At 40.0% G+C, this 16,394-nt stretch carries 13 protein-coding genes; 6 read left to right on the plus strand and 7 right to left on the minus strand.

Features of this window, described 5'->3' with window-relative positions:
- Window positions 1–257 precede the first annotated feature (257 nt).
- Together FL972_RS03005 and FL972_RS03010 are read left to right on the plus strand one after the other, a co-directional pair.
- Window positions 258–677, plus strand: a complete 420-nt coding sequence (locus tag FL972_RS03005) for an energy transducer TonB (protein WP_144603433.1) — start codon at window positions 258–260, stop codon at window positions 675–677.
- Between the two features lie 365 nt (window positions 678–1,042).
- Window positions 1,043–2,998 carry a tetratricopeptide repeat-containing sensor histidine kinase gene (locus FL972_RS03010; RefSeq protein ID WP_186299976.1) on the plus strand — a complete coding sequence of 652 codons (1,956 nt, stop codon included), beginning with the start codon at window positions 1,043–1,045 and terminating at the stop codon, window positions 2,996–2,998.
- Between the two features lie 61 nt (window positions 2,999–3,059).
- On the opposite strand, the gene hutG is transcribed toward FL972_RS03010, so the two are convergent.
- Complete coding sequence (gene hutG, locus FL972_RS03015) at window positions 3,060–4,019, minus strand: formimidoylglutamase (protein WP_144603438.1); 960 nt, start codon at window positions 4,017–4,019, stop codon at window positions 3,060–3,062.
- 190 nt (window positions 4,020–4,209) lie between these two features.
- Between hutG and FL972_RS03020 the strand changes: the two genes are divergently transcribed.
- On the plus strand, window positions 4,210–4,833 hold the full coding sequence (locus FL972_RS03020) for a Uma2 family endonuclease (protein WP_144603440.1): 624 nt from the start codon (window positions 4,210–4,212) through the stop codon (window positions 4,831–4,833).
- Between the two features lie 33 nt (window positions 4,834–4,866).
- Here the strand turns inward: FL972_RS03020 and FL972_RS03025 are convergent, their stop codons facing one another.
- The 3 genes from FL972_RS03025 to hutH all read right to left on the minus strand — a co-directional run bounded on the left by FL972_RS03025 (window position 4,867) and on the right by hutH (window position 9,845).
- A complete protein-coding gene (locus FL972_RS03025) occupies window positions 4,867–6,867 on the minus strand; it encodes a urocanate hydratase (protein ID WP_144603441.1) in 2,001 nt (666 codons plus the stop codon).
- 134 nt (window positions 6,868–7,001) lie between these two features.
- Window positions 7,002–8,267 carry an imidazolonepropionase gene (gene hutI, locus FL972_RS03030; RefSeq protein WP_144603444.1) on the minus strand — a complete coding sequence of 422 codons (1,266 nt, stop codon included), beginning with the start codon at window positions 8,265–8,267 and terminating at the stop codon, window positions 7,002–7,004.
- A gap of 12 nt (window positions 8,268–8,279) precedes the next feature.
- Window positions 8,280–9,845: a histidine ammonia-lyase gene (gene hutH / locus FL972_RS03035; RefSeq protein WP_144603446.1), complete on the minus strand. Its 1,566-nt coding sequence runs from the start codon at window positions 9,843–9,845 to the stop codon at window positions 8,280–8,282.
- Window positions 9,846–9,937: 92 nt separating this feature from the next.
- Here hutH and FL972_RS03040 point away from each other — a divergent pair, with 92 nt between their 5' ends.
- The 3 genes from FL972_RS03040 to FL972_RS03050 all read left to right on the plus strand — a co-directional run bounded on the left by FL972_RS03040 (window position 9,938) and on the right by FL972_RS03050 (window position 13,087).
- Window positions 9,938–10,804 (plus strand): LysR family transcriptional regulator, encoded by an 867-nt coding sequence (locus tag FL972_RS03040; protein WP_144603448.1) that lies wholly within the window; start codon window positions 9,938–9,940, stop codon window positions 10,802–10,804.
- Window positions 10,805–10,946: 142 nt separating this feature from the next.
- Entirely contained in the window at window positions 10,947–11,747 is an 801-nt protein-coding gene (locus tag FL972_RS03045; protein ID WP_144603450.1) for a helix-turn-helix domain-containing protein, read from the plus strand.
- Between the two features lie 38 nt (window positions 11,748–11,785).
- Entirely contained in the window at window positions 11,786–13,087 is a 1,302-nt protein-coding gene (locus FL972_RS03050; RefSeq protein ID WP_144603453.1) for an MFS transporter, read from the plus strand.
- Here the strand turns inward: FL972_RS03050 and menD are convergent.
- The 3 genes from menD to FL972_RS03065 are packed head-to-tail and all read right to left on the minus strand — an operon-like array spanning window position 13,068 to window position 16,383.
- Window positions 13,068–14,756, minus strand: a complete 1,689-nt coding sequence (gene menD / locus FL972_RS03055) for a 2-succinyl-5-enolpyruvyl-6-hydroxy-3-cyclohexene-1-carboxylic-acid synthase (RefSeq protein WP_144603455.1) — start codon at window positions 14,754–14,756, stop codon at window positions 13,068–13,070. The two genes, FL972_RS03050 and menD, sit on opposite strands and share 20 nt — an antisense overlap.
- On the minus strand, window positions 14,753–15,964 hold the full coding sequence (locus FL972_RS03060; protein WP_144603457.1) for a chorismate-binding protein: 1,212 nt from the start codon (window positions 15,962–15,964) through the stop codon (window positions 14,753–14,755). Before FL972_RS03060 ends, menD begins: the two co-directional genes overlap by 4 nt.
- Window positions 15,961–16,383, minus strand: a complete 423-nt coding sequence (locus tag FL972_RS03065) for a hotdog fold thioesterase (protein WP_144603459.1) — start codon at window positions 16,381–16,383, stop codon at window positions 15,961–15,963. The genes FL972_RS03060 and FL972_RS03065 overlap by 4 nt, the downstream gene beginning before the upstream one ends.
- Between the last annotated feature and the right edge of the window lie 11 nt (window positions 16,384–16,394).

The raw sequence follows: 16,394 nt of genomic DNA on the forward strand, positions 1-16,394 counted from the left end.
ATACTTGATTTTATTGCGGTTTGACCTCTCACTACAGATTCTAATGCATAATCCGGGTTTAAATTACAAATTCCTATTATTCTTTTCGTCTTCGTTTAACATTCCGCATCGATATGAAATTTTATCCATGCAGATAAAGCTTCTCGGACTTTTACGATTTAGGTTCGTTTATCAACATTTCTTGTCTTTTGCTCCCAGTGCCGGGAGATTGCAATAGGTTTCTAGCTAGTTTCATTTAAATAAAACTTAACTGCAACATGAAAACCTTTAAATTTCTATCCGCTGGAGCCCTTCTTTTTTTTGTGACGCAAACTCTTCAAGCTCAGGAGGTTTTAGCACTCAATGATTCGGAAGAAACCATAGTCATGATAAAAATGACAGAAAGCATCCCTACCTATGATGGAGGGAATGAAAGTTTAAGAGAATTTTTGAAGATGAACTTGGTTTATCCTAAAACTGCAAAAAGAATGGGAAAAGAGGGCGTGGTTCTGGTAGAATTCTACATTGATGAGGAGGGGGAAATTCATAATCCAAAAGTTAAGAATGCGAACTTTACTTCATTAGAAAAAGAAGCAATCAGATTAGTGAAAAAAATGCCTAACTGGATACCTGCTTCTCAAAACGGGATACCTGTTGGGGTTAATTTTCAACTTCCCATCCATTTCAAGTTGAGATAACAACAAGGTCAAATGGTGAATGACTGCATTTTTATTTTACTTGTTTTAAATTATTTATTAAGTTAGATGGTGTTTAAATTCCAATAGGATTTAGTTTTAAGATGTATCGCTGTCTACTATTTTTCATCAGTATTTTTTTTATTTCATATTCCTCTCTACTAGCACAAGAGGAGGTGGAAAGATGGGAGAGGGACTCCCTTAATATTTATACTGAAGCCATTGTCTCCTCAATTCAGGAGGAAAAATCCAAAGACGCCCTGACTTTAATTAGGATTTTGTACCAAAAGGGTTCCAAGACTCTATCCAATTCTATTTTTTCTTTTTTCTATGATTTGAGCAATCACTCAGAGGTCAAATCTGAGCCAATGTATTTAGGACCTTTACATCATTACTTAGGAAACCTTGAATTTTATCGGGGTGATTTAGAAGCGGCGAAAAAAGGTTTTGAAATTGCTTTATCCAACTATTCTCTTTCCGGCAAGGAAAAGGATGCTGTAGGTATGGCGATGAATTTGGGGATTATAAAGGAACGGCAGAACGATTATGCGGGTGCCATTTCAAGTTATTTGGAGGCGATTCCTATGTTTAATCAATTGGGGGATACATCTGGAGTTGCTGTAGCTCTTGAAAATTTGGGCCTGGCTTACAGCTATAAGGGCGATTATTCACAAGCGCTTAATTTTTTGAATCAGGCTGATTCAGTTTTGAAAACGAATACTCCCGAGACAGCAGATAGGTGGACTAACTTGCATTATAACCGGGGAAATATTCATATGAATCTTGGGAATCTGGATAGCGCTTTGAACAACGTGTTAAAAGGAATCAGGATATCAGAGAGGTCGGAAAATCATAAGCAAATCAATGCAGGACTCTTGTATTTAGCCCACATTTATGAAAGGTCAAATGACTGGAATAATTGGAGAATTGCTGTAAACAGAGGAAGGAAGCTAGCCGAAGAGACCAATAATTTGCTGTATGTGGCTGAGTTTGACTATGAGATGGCTGATTATTTTTTAGATATTTCCCAGTTTGACTCGGTGAGTTTTTATGCTGATAAAGGGCTTGAATATTTCAGGAAGAACCAAAGCTCAGAAGGACTAACAAGAGGATTGATTTTAAAAGGGCGATCTAATTTTCGACAAGAAAAATATCGGGAAGCTATTCGGGATTTCGAAATGGCACTTAAGGAAATGAAATCCGAAGAAAGTCGTGAAAGGGCTACAATCTATCATAACCTGGGAACTTCCTATGCCAAAGAAGGTGAGTTTGAGTTAGGAGAGAAATACCTGAATCTGGCATTGGATCTGAGAAAAAGTTTTGGGCAGCCAAGTGGGTTGAGGGCCGTATATTATGCTTTATCTAACCTTTACGAGAAAAAAGGTGATTTTAAAAAGGCTTATGAAGCTCATGTGAATTACTCAATATTCAATGATAGTTTGTTAAATGAAACAAGGATTAGACAACTTGCAGAAATTCAAACAGCATTTGATACTGAGCAAAAAGATCAGGAAATAGAAGTTTTGCAACAAGAAAGAGAGATCCAGAATCTCAAATCTGAGCGTCAGCAGGCACAGATTTATTTGGCTTTGGGTGGAGTGGGAATTATACTTTTAGTGGCTTTTATTTTCTATTATAGGGCAAGATCCAAGCAAAAATCCAATGAGCTTTTGATGGTGAAAAATGAAAAAATCAAACAGCAAAGTGAGGAAAGGGAGTTACTCCTCAAAGAAATACATCACCGTGTAAAAAATAATTTACAAATCATTTCAAGTTTGCTCAATATGCAAAGCAGAGGCATGAGTGATCATAAAATGATAGATGCCATGAAGGAAAGTCAAAGTAGGGTTAAAACAATGGCTCTGATCCATGAAAAGCTCTATCAATATGATAGTCTCTCAGCGATCAATATGAAGGAATATTTCAGGCAATTAAGCGACTTTTTAACACAAACTTACCGCTCTGAAAAAAGAATTGAAGTGATTATAGTCAGCGAAAATATTGATCTGGATATTGATACAGCAGTGCCCTTGGGCCTGATTACAAATGAACTCCTGAGTAATGCCTTGAAATATGCCTTTACAAATTTAGATAGCGGGATCATTGAAATTAAGCTCAAGCACCTGAGTTCAGGCAAATATGAACTGATAGTCAGTGATACCGGAGTTGGGCTCAAAAAAGACTTAAATATTGAAAAATCCCCTACATTAGGTTTGAGGTTAGTCCGAACATTAACCAGACAAATCAATGGTGAAATGAAAGTGAAAAGTTCAAAGGGAACTACCTTCTACATACAGTTTGATGATACTAAGCTAGCCGCATAAGTGTCTTTGGGAAAATCCTCTATGATTGGATTTGGCTCAGCATTAGTTTTATTTCCCACTACTATTTCTCAAAGTTTTTCCTCAATACATACTCTATACATCGTGCGGCAAGTCGGGTTGTTGCATGATCCTGATCAAACCTGGGATTTAGCTCCACCACATCCATAGCTAGAAGTTTCTTACTCATGGCGATTAATTCAAAAACCCGGAAAGCAATCTGAGGACTAAATCCCATGGGTGAAGGAGCAGAAACACCAGGTGCAAATGCGGAGGAGAAGCCATCCAAGTCAATGGTTAAATAAACTTTGTTAACTGAATCCAAAAACCATAATATCTGCTCTTGGATATATTCCCAGTTGCGAAGCCTAAACTGCTCCATTACAATGTATTTAGTGTCTAGTTTTTGAGCTTGTTCGAAGAGAGACTTAGGATTGGCTGCTCTTTGAATTCCGAGTGCCAGATAATGAAAATTCATAGGAAATTCCTGAGCCAATTGATAAAATGGAGAGCCAGAGTGTCCTTTTCCATTTGCTAATGGTCTGAGATCAAAATGTGCGTCCAAGTTGATAATTCCTAATTTCTCTCCTTTGAGTTGTAAATGATTCAAAATACCCATCCCATGGGCAAATGCTAAATCATGACCTCCTCCCAAAAGGACGGGAAGATGTTTGTTTCTCAATAATGCCTGAATAGTTTCTGAAATTTTGGTTTGAGTACTCTCTAAGTCAGTTCCACGAGTTTGGATATCACCATAATCGTAAATTTTGCATGAATCCGGTAAGTGATAGGCAATCCCTCCCAAATACTTTCGAATATGATCCGGAGCTTCTTTCGTTCCTGGTCGGCCCTGATTCCGTTTGACCCCTTCCTCTCCGGGATAGCCGAGAATTCCAACTTTTCTTCCTTCCTCCTCAGAATAGTGAAGGTTTGGAATGCATTGGACGTTTTGATGCCAATATTCAGGCACATCAGATTTTCTTCCAGTCCAATTTTCCGGGTTCGGGTTCAGGTGTAGGCTCATAGAATTTTAGCAGGTTTTTACTAAATTAGGTATAATTTTTAAGCTAAAGCGAGTCCGAAAAGATGAAATCGAGCACGACGCAAGCGACACACAGAGAGACGCCCCGATGTATCGGGGAATCAATGCGAAGATTCTCCCGAATCAAGTTCGGGACAAGCTATCTGACCTCTAAAAATCAAAATATAAACCGATGAAAGAATATAGAATTCCTCAAAAAGAAAATATTGACTTGGCTTCATTCAAAGAGCCAGATGCCTCTTTTTCAGGCTATACCTATGCCGATTATCTTAAATGGGATTATGAGGAAATAGTGGAGTTGATCAAGGGTAAAATCTTTTCCAAAGCTGCAGCTCCAAACAGAAGGCATCAAGCTGTTTCGATGAAGGTTTCGGTCGCATTGCACGAATTTTTAAAAGGACATCAGTGCAAAGTTTACGCGGCACCTTTTGATGTCAGGTTGTCAAAGGATCCAGATTACAATAAAATTGACTCGGTAATCCAACCGGATATCTCTGTTATTTGTGATCCTTCCAAGTTGGATGACAAGGGATGTTTTGGAGCCCCTGACTTGATCGTGGAAATTCTTTCTCCAAGAAATAGCAAGGTAGAACTCCAAAATAAGTACGAACTTTACCAGGAGTTTGGGGTCAAAGAATATTGGATCATTCATCCATCGGAAAATACCCTCCAAATCAATGTATTGGTCAATGGAAGCTATCAGCCCTCCCGACTTTATACCTCAGGGCAGAAGGTTACTTCTACTGTTTTACCGGGATTCGAATTGAAATTAGAAGAGGTATTTGAAGAAGACTGATTGGTGTCAGCCTTTGAGAAAACTCATGTCTATTTAGCTCAAGCCTTTCAGTATATCTTCATCCACCAAATTTGGCAAAGTCACTTTTAAATTCGGGGTTCTATCCATTTCTCGTTGGATAGCCTCCAAAGAACCACTATTCCTAGCCCAGGCTCTTCTTGCAATTCCATTGTTGACATCGTAGAATAGCATAGATTTCAAATTTATTTCAGCCTGCTTGCTTCCATCCAAAACCATCCCAAAACCTCCATTCATCACTTCTCCCCAGCCTACACCACCACCATTATGGATAGACACCCAAGTAGCACCCCTAAAACTGTCTCCTATCACATTATGAATCGCCATATCTGAAGTAAACTTGCTTCCATCGTAGATATTGCTTGTTTCTCTGTAAGGAGAATCTGTACCGCTCACATCATGATGGTCTCTGCCCAGCACAATGGGAGCAGAAATTTCACCATTTGCAATTGCATCATTGAATGCGGCTGCAATTTTGGCTCTTCCTTCCGCATCGGCATATAAAATTCTAGCCTGAGACCCCACTACCAGCCTGTTCTTTTCAGCCTCTTCTATCCAGGTGATGTTATCCTGCATTTGTTGCTGAATAGAAGCGGGAGACCCTTTCATAATTTCTTTCAATACTTGTGCAGCGATTTGATCTGTTTTTCTTAAGTCTTCCGGCTTGCCTGAAGTACAAACCCATCTAAATGGACCAAAGCCATAATCAAAACACATAGGGCCTAAAATGTCCTGAACATAACTTGGGTAGCGAAAGTCAATTTCATTTTCTGCCATGACAGCTGCTCCAGCTCTGGAGGCTTCCAATAAAAAAGCATTCCCATAATCAAAAAAGTAAGTTCCTTTAGCAGTATGTCGATTGATCGCCGCGGCCTGTCTCCGCAGTGACTCTTGAACTTTTTCTTTAAAAGCTTCAGGGTTTTCAGCCATCAGTAGGTTGGACTCATCGAAACTGAGCCCGACTGGATAGTATCCACCTGCCCAAGGGTTGTGCAAGGATGTCTGATCAGAGCCCAATTCCACAAAAATGTTTTCTTCATCAAATCTTTCCCATACATCCACGATATTTCCCAAGAAGGCAATAGAAACCACCTCTTCCTGTTTTTTGGCCTTTTGCACGCGTTGGATCAATTGATCCATGTCAGTAATCAACTCGTCCACCCAACCTTGTTCATGCCTTTTTTTTGCAGCAGAAGGGTTTATCTCAGCACAAATAGTGATACAGCCTGCAATATTTCCTGCTTTGGGTTGTGCTCCACTCATTCCTCCCAAACCAGCTGTCAAAAATATTTTTCCTTTGGGACTGATACTGCTACCCAGTTTCTTCCGAAAAGCATTCATGACCGTGATGGTGGTACCATGAACGATGCCCTGTGGCCCGATATACATGTAAGATCCTGCTGTCATCTGTCCATATTGAGTCACTCCCAGGGCATTGTGTTTTTCCCAATCATCTGGTTTAGAATAATTGGGTATCATCATCCCGTTTGTGACAATTACTCTTGGTGCTTGGGGGGAGGAAGGAAACAGTCCCATGGGGTGGCCGGAATACATATGCAGTGTCTGTTCCTCAGTCATTTCAGCAAGGTACTTCATGGTCAATAGGTACTGTGCCCAGTTTTGGAAAACTGCACCATTTCCTCCGTATGTAATCAATTCTTCAGGGTGCTGTGCAACCGCAGGGTCCAAATTGTTTTGAATCATCAGCATGATTGCTTTGGCCTTTTCGGATTTGCCCGGGTATTCAGAAATAGCCCTCGCATACATTCTATATTCCGGCATAAATCGATACATATAAATCCGACCATACTTGGTCAATTCTTCTGCAAACTCCTCTGCTAATTCTCGATGCCATGCCTTTGGGAAGTAGCGAAGCGCATTGATGAGAGCCAATTTCTTTTCTTCGGGAGAAAGAATTTCTTTACGTTTGGGAGCATGCGAAATTTCCGGGTTCCTTAGATTTTTCGGGGGAAGAGATGCTGGGATTCCTTGTATGATTTGATCTTTGAAAGACATGTTCGATTTACGATTTACGATTTTAGAAATTCGAAGGGTAGAATTTTACCAATGTTCAATTACTTAAATACCAAATAATATTAAACACCGAATCATGAATGTCGAATAGCGAAGTGACAAATAACCAATTAACACTAACCCTTATACTTCTTTTTAATATCAAATACTTTGATACCTGATTTCCACACTTGAGCAGGTTTTAAGGTTCCTTGTTGATACAAAATATCTCGGTAATCATTTGTTGGAAAAAGAACGAAATCAGCCATATGATTTGAAGCAAGTTTACCTCTGTCTGATAAACCTAGGGCTGCGGCAGCTCTGAAAGTGATTCCAGCGAACACTTCGGCTGTGCTTAACTTTTCAAAAGTGGCTAAAATTGAGGCTTGAGTAAGCAAATCACCCATGGGTGCTGAACCTGGATTCCAATCAGAGGCTATTGCTAAGGAACCTCCCATGTCTAGTAATTTTCTGGCAGGTGTGAAAGGACAGCCCAGTCCAATAGATGCTCCGGGTAAGGCAACTCCAATCGTATCGGATTTGGCTAGTCTTTTCAAATCTTCTTCCGAGGAGGCTTCTAGATGATCAGCCGAAAGAGCTTGCATTTTTACCGCTACTTCTGAGCCTCCTGAAGTAAATTGATCGGCATGAACTGTAATTTGAAATCCTATTTCCCTGGACTTTTTTAAATAAACAAGAGCTTGTTCCTTTGAAAAAGCAGACTTTTCGATAAAAATATCCACTCGCTTGCTTAAGCCTTCCTTGTAAATAATCGGTAGTAATTTTTGGATCATCCAATCCAGGTAAGCAGTTTCATCTCCTTCAAAATCCTTTGGTAGAAGATGTGCGGCAAGACAGGTGGCAATGAGGTCTGCTTTTGTCTTTCTATTTGCATTATGGATGGACGTTAAAATTTTGATTTCTTCCAAAACCGAAAGTCCATAGCCACTTTTTACCTCAATCGTAGTGATTCCATTTTCAAGTAATTGGTCAGCTCTTGCGGCAGTAATTTTTGCAAGTTCACTACCAGACATTTTTCTGGTTTGGGTTACCGTGTCCCAAATGCCACCACCAGCTTCTGCTATTTCCAGATAACTTTTACCAGAATTTCTTAAAGCAAAATCTTTAGCTCTTGATCCTGCAAAGCAAATGTGGGTATGACAATCTATCATTCCGGGAAGAGCCACATAATTTTCTGACAGGTCAATTCTTCGAACCTCCTGGAGATCGATTTTTTTTCTGAGAACCTCAAAATCGCCAATCTCTACGATTTTATCTCCGTCTACTAAAATCCCGGCATGCTTGAGCGTGGATAATTGGGAATCTTTAAGAGCTCCTTTCAAGGGAAGTTGATCCATGCTCAGGAGCTGGGTAATAGGGCCTATTAATTTCTTGTCTTTCATAGTGCTTGGTTTCTAGAAAGTGAATAGATAACTCCACTGGGTGTCGAACTCCAAGCCTTCGTGGCTTGCGGTCGAATAAGCCAATTTAAGCAATTCCCCGCTTTGAATCAGTCGAATTGCCTCTTCCATATCTTCGTAAAGAATTCGGTCTTGAACAACTGGTTCTATTTTGCTTCTGACATGATTATAGATGGCAGTCATTATCTTGCCAGATTGCAAAGGCGCATGATAATCCATCGCCTGAGCAGCATAAAAAAGCTCAATTCCGATAATTTTTTCAACGTTCTCAATGACTCTGATAGCTTTTCTTCCTCCTATACTTCCCATGCTTACATGATCTTCCTGTCCCAAAGAGGTGGGAATAGAATCTGCTGATGCAGGAAAACATAAGCCCTTATTTTCGGAGGCCAAAGCTGCTGTGGTGTATTGAGGTATCATCAATCCGGAATTCAGACCTGTTTCTTTCAACAATAGCTTTGGAACCCCCGGGGTATCTCCTTCAATGGATAGGTAAATTCTTCTGTCAGCTATGTTTCCTAGTTCAGAAGCTGCTAAACAGGCATAATCCAAGGCCAATGCAATGGGTTGGCCATGAAAATTACCGCCTGAAATCGTATGGTTCTCATCAAAAACAATGGGATTGTCTGTAACTGAATTAATTTCTATTTCCAACGTTTCTTTGACATGAAGCCATGCATTCCAACTCGCTCCATGCACTTGGGGCATGCATCGCAAGGAATAGGGATCTTGTACTCTCGCACAATCTGTATGTGAACTGACGATTTCCGAGTCTCGAAGCAGGTTTAAAATCGTGGCTGCCACATGTTGATTTCCTGCAAAAGGTCTTAAACTGTGGAGTTCTGGTGAAAAAGGTTTGATGGATCCCATCAGGCCTTCTACCATCATGGCCCCTGTGATACTAGCATGAGTTAATAAATTATGAAGCCTTTCAACAATTTTTACTCCATGAGCAGCCATAAACTGTGTTCCATTGATTAAAGCTAGGCCTTCTTTGGGTCCTAGTTTCAAAGGCCTTTTTCCAAATAACTTGAGTGCCTCTTCTGAAGAAATTATTTCTCCTCTGTATGATACTTTTCCTAATCCTAAAAGTGGGAGAAACAAATGTGACAGTGGTGCTAAATCTCCAGATGCTCCAACTGAACCCTGAATAGGAACCAAGGGGATAATTTCCTGTTCCAGCATCCAGTAAATCCTTTCTATGGTTTCCCATCTAATACCTGAGAATCCCTGCGCTAATGCATGAATTTTCAAAACCGTCATTAGCTTGGAAATTTCTAAATCTACGGGCTTTCCAAGGCCAACAGCATGGCTTTTTAATAGATTTTCCTGTAAGGTTGTCGTGTCCTGAGAAGAAATTTTACTGGTGCAAAGTGGACCAAAACCTGTGTTGATCCCATATACTGCCTTTTCACCTTGAGCAATTTTTGATACTGCTGATGCAGATTCTTCTATTTTATGCTTAACCTCAGGCAAAAATTGACCTTTGATCTCTTTTCTAGCAAGTCCTAATGCTATGGAGGCTGTTAAATGATCTTTTCCGTAATTGAAGCTTCTCATAGTGCTGGGTTTAATTCTTTACCAAAGGTACTTGGTTTTATTGATGCTTTTTGATACTATTATTATCAACAAGTGATAACTTATAAGCATCAATGGAATTAAGACATTTGCACTATTTTCAGGCAGTTGCGGAGGAGCTGAATTATAGAAAAGCAGCTTCTAGACTATTTATATCTCAACCCGGTTTGAGTAGACAGATCAAGCAATTGGAAGAGTTATTGGAAGTTCAATTATTTGAGCGAGACCAGAAGCATGTAGCATTGACAGCCGCCGGTGAATATTTTAAAAGTGAAGTGGATTTTATTCTCAACCATTTACAAACCACACAGACTCAAATGAAAGCAATTTCATCTGGGAAAATAGGGGAGTTGAGGATAGGCTTCTTAGGGTCTGCATCCAATCAGGTTTTACCGGAATTATTGCAAAAGCTAAATAAAAAAGAGCCTGGAATCACCACGAGTTTGGAAGAGTTGAGCAATGGGGTTCAAGTGGAAATGGTAGAGCGGGATCGATTGGACCTGGGTTTTGTCAGAATTGAATCAGTACCTGATGGGTTGGAAAAAAAGGTCATTCTAAGGGATTCTTTTTCACTTGTTGTCCCGGAAAGTCATGCTATTCATAATTCTGATTTCTTGTCTTTGGCTCAGTTTTCTGATGAGCCTTTTATCCTATTCTCCAGTGATTACAGTCGCTATTACTATGATCAAATCATGGGGATTTGTAGAGATGCTGGCTTTTTCCCAAAAATCAGGCATAAGTCCGTCCATGCTTTGACCATATTTAAACTGGTTGAAAATGGACTAGGGATAGCGATCGTTCCCACTTCCCTGAAAGCAGGGTATGAGTTGAAAGTTAGATTTATGGAAATCCCGAATATTTCGCAATTCACGGAGCTATCAGTGATTTGGAAGCCAGAAAATCGAAATCCTGCTTTGGGTAGAATTTTGCCTTTGCTTTGAATTGAAAAATTCCTAAATCAGCTATTTTAGATCTAAAATGATAAATGTCGGGTAAATGTCGGCTGAAATCCGAGTTTATTTCGTCCTCTTTTAACCCTCAACTGTAGAAATTGCCATGGTTCAATCAAAAATACAATTCACAATGAAGCAACCAGAATTAGGCAAGAAAATCTCCCAGTTGAGAAAGGCAAAAGGATTAACTCAGGAAGAGTTGGTCGAGAAATGTAATCTGAATGTGCGAACCATTCAGAGAATAGAAGCGGGTGAAGTCACTCCAAGATCATATACGATCAAAGCTTTATTTGAAGCACTTGATTTCGAAATAAGTGCTATTTCGGAGTCCTTTAATGAGAGCAAAACTCCATGGATTCTCTACGCAGGTTTTGCGGCTGGAATTTTATACTTCTTTGCATCTATTTTCGAGATAAGTATGGAAGGGGAATATGTCACGGGTAATTATTCCTTCAAAATGATTGGCTTTGTCCTCGCAAAATCCATCAGTTTTATAGGCTATGCACTATTTATTTATGGCTGGATTAGGCTCCTCAATTTCTATAAAAATGATTTCCTGAATTTTGCTTTATGGACCATGTTGGCTGTTTCTGGACTTTGGTTTATCGCGGATTTACTGGCTTTATTTACATCACTTTTTGAAATTGCTGATTACTATATCGTGAAAGTAAGTTCCTTTGGTTTTTGCTACTCTTTTATGGGGATTGGCTATTTGGCTTATAAAAACCAATATTCAAATATTCCTGTCTTAATAGGTGCACTTACTTTGGTCGCGGGAATCCTGATTTTCTCAGGCATAGGTGCATTCTTAGGGCTGATTCCTTTGACCTTGGCTGAAATAGGGCAATTAGGATTAATGATTTATTGGATTCAAAAGATCGGGGGAAGCAAGACTCCCGGTCCACTTTCCTTTGCTGAGAGCAAACAATAGCCGAGTTTTTCTCTTTATTTAATAGTAACTTAATTTTTATGGCTCAGGAAATCTCAGAAAAGGTATATAGTTTCATTACAGATGAAGGAGAAGAACGAGCCTGCGAAACGATCTCTGAAAAAGCCTGTAAGGAGGTTCCTGGAAATTTTTTAAAGAATGTTGCGAGTGGAGGCTTTTCCAAATTAGCCAACCAATTGGTTTCTCCAGGCACTACACTTCCTTGGATATTTTCCTCCTTATCTGTTCCGCCTGCTTTGGTAGGAGCATTGGTACCCATCAAGGATGCAGGTTCTCTTTTGCCTCAACTTTTTGTTTCTGCCAAAATCCGTGCCTTTTCCAGAAGAAAATGGTTTTGGGCAATTCCTGCCTTTTTTCAAGGGCTTTGTCTTTTGGCGATGGCTTGGGTGGTCCAATCAACTGAAGGGTTAGCAGCGGGAGTGTGGATTTTATCCTTATTGACCCTTTTCAGTTTCGCCAGTGGAATCGCCAGTATCAGTTTCAAAGATGTTCTGGCCAAAACCATTGATAAAGGTAAACGAGGACAGTTATTGGCTTACAGAGCCAGTATGGGTGGTGTTTTTACAGCAGCGTGTGGTTTGTTTCTTTATTTTCAAAATGGTGAAAACAAATCTATTGATTACCTATTTTGGCTGGTTTTGGCTGGGGGCTGCTTCTGGTTTATTTCAGCTGGATTCTTTGCCGGGATTTATGAAGAAAAAGGAGCAACAGAGGGAGGTAGAACTCCTATCAAAGAATTGAAAAAAGGCTGGAGCATCTTATCTGAGGATAAAAACTTACTAAATTTTATCATTGCACGTGGCTTATTAATGGCGGTTCCTTTAGCTCAGCCATTTTTTGTAGTCATTGCCCAGAAAGAATTGGGACCTGAAGTAAAAAACTTAGGGTTCATGGTATTAGCTGCTGGAATTGGGGCAATTATTTCCTCTCCTTTTTGGGGAAGGTTTGCAGACAAGTCAAGTAGAAAAATGATGATGCTGGTAGCCTTTTTAGCTATGCTGAATATTTTGGCAATGGTGAGTTTCCAGTATTGGCCGGATGAGTATCAATCGATTTATACATTTGCAGTTTTATTTTTGCTTCATGTGATGATTTACGGCGGAGCTAGACTTAGTCGAAAAACCTATTTGGTAGATTTTGCACCCAAAGAAGAGCGTCCTCTTTACGTTTCCTTGTCTAATACCCTGATTGGAATTGCCACTTTAATCGCGGCCGGATTGGGTTCATTATCGGCTTTTCTAGGCCCTGACGGGATGTTGCTGGTTTTTGCAGGCTTATTGCTGTTTGCAATCATGATGGCTTTTAAGCTGAAGGAAGTATAGACTTCACTTTCTCCTTGATACTTTTTAGGATTTCGGCATTTAGAGGACTTTGACTCTCAATTTCCAAGATTTTTGGATGGACCCCAGAATCATAAAATTCTTTGAGAGCAAAATCCAGTTCTGCTTCATTTTTGGCTGAGAAATAAGTGAAACCAAACTCATTGGCAAGGCTTTTTGCATTCAACTTTTGCTTGGTTTCAAAGTACTCCTGTAATTCTGGTTGATTAGCGGGTCCTTCAATTAATCTGAAAATTCCCCCCGCGTGATTATTAAGGAGGATAATTCTTAAATTAGCCATGGAGTAATTGTGCCAAAAAGCATTTCTATCATAGAAAAACGCTAAGTCTCCCGTAATCAAAGTGACAGGAAGTTTGGTCGTAAATGTGCATCCAACTGCTGTACTGGAGGATCCATCTATGCCACTGGTACCTCGATTACAGATTATTTCCTGTTCTCTTTTCCCTAGAAAATTCACATATCGAACAGCCATAGAGTTGGCAACGTGAACTTTCGAAAGGTTAGGCACATATTTCAAAACCTGATGTAAGGCTTTGTACTCTCCAAATTGACTTTGGTCTAGAATATCGTCAAGATTTTCAAGAAGACTATTTTCTAAGCCCCTCCAGCTATTGTAATAAGTTTCATCCTGAACAGGGAGGTTGGAGTTGAGCCAATTCAAAAAGAACATAGGAGAACAGGCCAATATTTTTCTTAGACTTTGAAAGGTGTCTTTGGCTTCTGCATTTTCTTGGATATGCCAGTGCTCGGCCTTTGAATTTCTCAGGAATAACTTCAAAGATTTAGAAATTATTGATTTGCCGAAGCTTAAAATTAAGTCAGGTTCCAGTTCTTTGGCCACACCCTGATTTCCAATCCAATGGTCATGAAAATTGATACTTTCCTCAGATTGTAGGTTGGAGATAGTGTCTGTGACAATAATCGCCTTCTTACTTTTGGAAAGTGATTTCAAAAGTTCTCCGATTTTTTCATCCGGTTTTTGTTGGCCGGGAACAATCAAAATTTTCCGTATTGACTGGAGCTTGGAGTTTATCTTTTTAAGGCTTTCTTCTCCCAAATGCAAAGTGCCTTTACTGATCTCTGTTTGATAAGGATGCTCTGGAAAGTCAAAGGATTCATTTTCTGAAGGATAGAAAGGTTCTCTAAGGGGAATGTTGATGTGAACAGGACCCTTTGGGAAATGATTGGCAGTATTAATTGCTTCATTTACCATCCTTGCTGCGTACCAGGATTGTTCTTTATCCCCGAATGAGTCAGGAAATTGGAAGCTCTTTTTAATATGTTTCCCATAGACTTCCTGCTGAAAAATGGTCTGTCCATCCCACTGATCTATCCATTCAGGTGGGCGATCAGCTGTTAATACAAGGAGAGGGATTTGCTGAAAAAAAGCCTCAGCAATTGCTGGATAGTAGTTTAGGGCGGCAGAGCCAGAGGTGCATACCAAAGCCACAGGTTGATTCAGCTGTTGGGCCATTCCTAGAGCTATGAAGGCTGCAGATCTTTCATCAGAGATTGTTCTTGTATGAATCTCAGGATGTCTTGCAAAAGCCAGTGTAAGCGGAGCGCATCGCGAGCCTGGAGATAAAATGACATTTTTAACTCCTTTTTTGGCACAAATGGCCACCAATTCTAAAATAGACTGAATAATCAAGCGATTGATTTTTGAATGAACTTACCTATGATCTCGCACTTCATCTCTGTTTCTTCCCATTCTTTTTCCGGATCGGAGTCTTCTGTTACTCCTGCCCCTGCATAAAGGGTCACTTTTCCCTCTTGAAAAGAAGCCGTACGCAAATTGACATAAATCGAGGTAGTATTGTCTATATTGACTGGTCCCAAAAAACCGGCAAAAAAAGATCTGTCAAAGCCTTCATTGGCTTTTAGAAATTCATGTGCTTCTTTTCTTGGCATTCCACAAACTGCTGAGGTAGGGTGTAATAAATCCAGCATCACAGATCCCAATTGAGGGAAGTTTGTTGCCTTCATATTTACCTTGAAATCTGAGCGCAAATGCAATAGATTGCCAGCCATGACAGTTTTAGGCCCATGCTCCTCATACTCTCTCAGACGGATTTTTTTAAAGCAATCCACAATATACCTACTGACCAATGCTTGCTCTTCGATTTCCTTTTGAGTCCATGCTACAGATTTCAAAGGGTTATCTCCTTTAGCTGCCTGTGTTCCTGCAAGCGACATGGTATGAAAATAATCTCCCTGAGTTTCTATCAATACTTCAGGACTAGCTCCCATCCAGGTGCCCACTTGTGGAATATGGAAAAAGTTGACAAAGGAGTTGGGGTAGGACTCCAACATACTTTTGATCGCTTTTGCCAGGTCAAATTCCTCAGGAAGGTCTAAGTGCTTGGTTCGCGCAGGAACTACTTTCTCCAAATTCCCTTTCTCGATTTCAGAAATACTTTGCTCTACTAAGGCTAGGAAATGCTCCCTGGAGTCTCCATCATGAATTTTTTGAGAGATGTCCTCGGAGTTTTGCTCAGGTCCTGCCTTTTTTAGCAAACTTTTATACTCAATATTTTTCGGAGCTTGGATCCACTGAGGTAAATCTGCCTCTTTAAGATCACTGGTTAAATCAATGCTCAAGTAATTGGAAGCATTGATAAAATAGGCCTGCTTATTTTCCTGATCTTCAAATGGGTGGATGATGAATCCTGCCGGTAATTCTTCCAGGTTCATTCCTACTTTTCTTACTCCGTCCAACTCATCCAGGACGAATTCAAGTTTTGAAGATTTAGGTTTTCTCCATAAGGCAAATGAGCCTCCGGACTGAAAGCCTGTATGAAGGAAGGCTGCCAAAGCTTCGGCAACAGAAAATGAAGTAGTGGTAACAGTTTCGATCATTTCTTATCCAAAATAGCCATGGTAATGCGGCTGATGCAGCAAAGTGCTCCCGCTTCATTATGGATTTTTATCTCCCAAACCTGTGTTGTTCTGCCTAGATGAATCGGTTTTGCTATACCGATCACTTTTCCTTCTTTGACCGATTTGAGGTGGTTAGCATTTATTTCTAAGCCAACACAGCTTTGTTTTTTCAAATCAATTGTCAAGGAAGAAGCTACAGAACCCAGCGTTTCAGCAAGGACTACGTTTGCTCCTCCATGTAACAAGCCCATAGGTTGTTTGGTTCGATGATCTACAGGCATTGAAGCTTCCAAAAAATCATCCCCAATGGCGGTAAATTCAATACCAATGTGATCAACCATCGTGTGAATTCTCGGGTTATTGAGTTGGTCCAGACTAGGCTTTGAAATAAACACCATGTATTTTGAAG

Origin of the sequence: Algoriphagus algorifonticola (genome assembly GCF_007655305.1) — a bacterium.
Lineage (GTDB): Bacteria > Bacteroidota > Bacteroidia > Cytophagales > Cyclobacteriaceae > Algoriphagus > Algoriphagus algorifonticola.